The following is a 3,254-nucleotide window of genomic DNA, read 5'->3' on the forward strand; positions in this document are numbered from 1 at the left end:
TGACCTTCCACTGCTCCATCACCTCGACGATCTCCTTGTAGCCGGCGCCGCGCCCCACGGCGACGGCGGTGTGTGTCATGACATCGCTCACGGTGCGCGGGGAATCAGGCATGGCGGGCTCCTCGACGATGGTGGCCGTTCCTCGTGCCGTAGGCGACAGGTGCCGTACGTGCCATCGTGATCACGCCCATTCGCGGCGTTCGCGCTCCCGGTCGTCCGCAAGAGCCGGCGGGGGCTGCTGCGCGGGTTCCGGTGGCGAGTCGTCGAAGCGGAAGGAAAGGTGGTCGACGACGGCGACGACACCGTCCAACTGCCCGGTCATCCGCAGGGCGATGGGGATCTCGCTGCGCCGTTCCAGCTGTCCCGTCAGCGTCACCACACCATCCCGGACTTCCACGTCCACCGTATCGGGTGTCAGGGGTGCGAGCCGGACGGCGTGGTCGGCGAGCACCTCCGTCGCCGTACCGCCGAGCCCGGGCTTCGGCCAGCGGCCCCGGCGCCCCGCCGCCGATCCGGAGCACATCCGGTCGGCAGCCCGCCGGGCGGAGTGCCGGTTCGTGGTGAAGAACCGCAGTCTGAGGTTCTTCGGGGACATCTCCTCGTACAGCCGCAGCACCTGTGCCCGGTCACCCGGCAGAACCGGGCGGATCCGCACGGTCGTACCGTCCGCGAGAAGAGCATGCAGCGCCTGGGGCGCTCGTGCGGTGTCGGTCATGACGGGTCCTTCAAGAACTCACCGGCTGTGAGCCGCCGTGTCGAGGTGGCGGACGATCTCGTCCTCGACCCTGTCCGCCACGGGCCCGACCACTGCGGCCACCGTGGGGGAGAGCCCTTCGCCAAGAGAGAGGTCGGCGCCTTGGACGGCGTACACGACGAGTTGTGCCGGGAGGCGTCCGAAGATTCGTGAAAGCTCAATGGCTTCGCCGAGTACGTGCCCGGGGCGGTCGGCGGGCGACGGCTGTGTCAGGCGGCGGCCGACCAGCTCCAGCCGGGACACCCGTCCGGGGTCGTCCGGGTGAGCGTGCGCGGCATCCACCACCACGGCCAGATCCGCCTCGTGCCACAGACCGATGGGCCCAAGTGGGTCACCCTCACAGGTGCCGAGCTCGGTACCTGGTGGCAGCGGCCGTTCTGCGGCCCGTCGCCGCAATTCGTCGATGACCGCCCAGCCCACCCCGTCGTCGTGCCTGAAGCCGTTGCCGAGGCCGATGAGGGCGATCCGTGCCCGCGGTTCCATCGCCTTGCTCCCCTCGTCCGACTCCCACATTCGCCGATCACGAACGGCCTCACATGGGCCGAACGGCCTTCGTACCGGGACTGCCTTGCCTCTCCCGGCCAACTTCGCCCGCTGGGAGCGTCGAATCCGTGGAGCGCCCGCTGATCGTGGGGGGCGACGGATCGGGCCCGAGCCTCGACACACTGCACTGAGCCGTGGACGAAGGGCAGCCCGCGGGTGCCGCTACAGATCGTCCATGCCTCGCCCTGGGAACGGTACGAAGCCATGAGCCGTCGTTCAGCACCAATCGGAGCGCGGCTCAGGTGGAGTGGGAGAACATCGCCGCTTCCGCCGCCGAACCTGTCCGACTGTCGGTCAAGGTGACGAGCGAAGTGCTCCCCGACGACCCCGGCCGCCGCCCTGATCGGGTGCAGCAGCGAGGCATTCGCCATCGTCGTCGGCAACCGGGGCCGCGGCGGACCTACCGAGCTACTGCTCAGCTCCGTAAAAGCCCCTCCGTTGCTGCACACGCCCGAATCCCCCGTGATCGTCGTACGGGGTCCCGGACGGGGCGGCTGGGAGGGGCCACGCCGCGTGGCCGTCGGCTCGGCGACCTCAAAGAGGCTGCTCCCGCGCTCGGCTTCGCTCTATAGGAGGCCGGACTGCGCGGCGTGTCCGGGAGGCCCTTCTCCGGGAGGTGCCCCTGACACTCTGCACGCCGGGCCGTGCGGGCCGTGCGAGGTGTGTGGGCCGAACGGCCCTCCTGGGAGTCTGATCGCCCTCGCAATGATCACGATCTGAATGCGACGGTGAGGGAGCGTCCCCTTCACTGGTCGGTCGGAGAGAGGCGGTGGCCACGGTGGAGTTGCCCTTGGTCGTGGGAATCGACGGTTCCGATTCCAGCCTCGAAGCACTGGACTGGGCCGTTGACGAAGCGGCCCTTCACTCGCTTGTCCTGCGCCTGGTGTACGCGTCCAGGTGGGAGCGATACGAGGAGGCGGCTGCCTTGGGCGACGATCTCGAGCGTCCTTCGGAGCAGCAACTGGTCGACTCCGTCGTCGATATGGCTGTCGAGCGCGCCCGCCGCCGCAACCCCAACGTCAAGACCGGCGCGGAGGTTCTCGCGGAGGACACCGTGACGGCGCGGGTGAACGAGAGCCGCCATGCAGCGATGCTGGTCACGGCTGCCGTGGCCGGGGCGGACTCACGGGCCTGCTGCTGGGATCCGTGTCGCTGGGCGTGGCGGCGCGAGCGCACTGCCCGGTGGTCGTGGTTCGCGGTGACGCGGCGGGACGGAACGGCACCCATGGGCGTGTCCTGTTGGGTGTCTCCGACACGGGACTGGGATCTCGCGCCACCCGGTTCGCGTTCCGGGAGGCCGCGGTGCGTGGATGCGAGCTCGACGCGGTCCGGGCGTGGCGCACTCCGGCACACGAGTCCGTTACCGACCCGCTGCTCGCCGCCGACCCCGGCCTGTATTACAGAGTGAGGGCAGCCACCAGATCGATGTGGCCGTCGCGGACGGAGCACTGGAGCATCCGGAGGTCGTATCGCGCCGCTCGACCGTTGAAGGGCCGGCCCACAAGGTGCTGGTGCGGCGCAGCGCCGTGGCGGACCTGGTGGTCGTCGCGGCGCGTCGCAGGCAGGGCCACTTCGGTCTTCAGCTCGGGAGAGTGGCACACACGGTGCTCCATCACAGTGCCTGCCCTGTCGCTGTGGTGCCGCAGGAGACATGATGGCGCCGACGGCCCCCGTACGCACGGGCCGTTACGGCTCAATCTGGTACTGCACGGAGTTGCTCCATGCGCCGCAAGAAACTCCTCGTTGGCGATGTGATGACCCATCGCGTGGTCTGCGTCCGCAGGGACGCAGGGTTCAAGGAAATCGTCGAAACGATGAGGGCGTGGAAGGGGAGCGCGCTCCCCGTCCTCGATGCCGACCGCCTAAGAGGAACTAACAGAAAGAGCTCGTGAGGCCATGTCTCGGCCGCTGCATGTTCGTTGGGCAGTCCATGGGGAAGGGGAACGGCCCACCGTGG

At 69.1% G+C, this 3,254-nt stretch carries 3 protein-coding genes and 2 pseudogenes; 2 read left to right on the plus strand and 3 right to left on the minus strand.

The features are described from left to right. The 3 genes and pseudogenes from ACZ6ZQ_RS38385 to ACZ6ZQ_RS38395 all read right to left on the minus strand — a co-directional run. Window positions 1-112, minus strand: a pseudogene (locus tag ACZ6ZQ_RS38385) (CBS domain-containing protein); the annotation flags it as partial. A gap of 69 nt (window positions 113-181) precedes the next feature. Further along, window positions 182-715, minus strand: coding sequence for a BON domain-containing protein (locus ACZ6ZQ_RS38390; protein ID WP_469773171.1), 534 nt, complete (start codon window positions 713-715; stop codon window positions 182-184). An 18-nt stretch (window positions 716-733) separates the two neighbouring features. Further along, window positions 734-1,237 carry a hydrogenase maturation protease gene (locus ACZ6ZQ_RS38395; protein ID WP_469773172.1) on the minus strand — a complete coding sequence of 168 codons (504 nt, stop codon included), beginning with the start codon at window positions 1,235-1,237 and terminating at the stop codon, window positions 734-736. A gap of 838 nt (window positions 1,238-2,075) precedes the next feature. Here ACZ6ZQ_RS38395 and ACZ6ZQ_RS38400 point away from each other — a divergent pair. Continuing rightward, window positions 2,076-2,952, plus strand: a pseudogene (locus ACZ6ZQ_RS38400) (universal stress protein). A 66-nt stretch (window positions 2,953-3,018) separates the two neighbouring features. After that, window positions 3,019-3,189, plus strand: a complete 171-nt coding sequence (locus ACZ6ZQ_RS38405) for a CBS domain-containing protein (protein WP_469773173.1) — start codon at window positions 3,019-3,021, stop codon at window positions 3,187-3,189. Window positions 3,190-3,254: the final 65 nt, after the last annotated feature.

This window comes from Streptomyces sp. NPDC053673 (assembly GCF_055585225.1).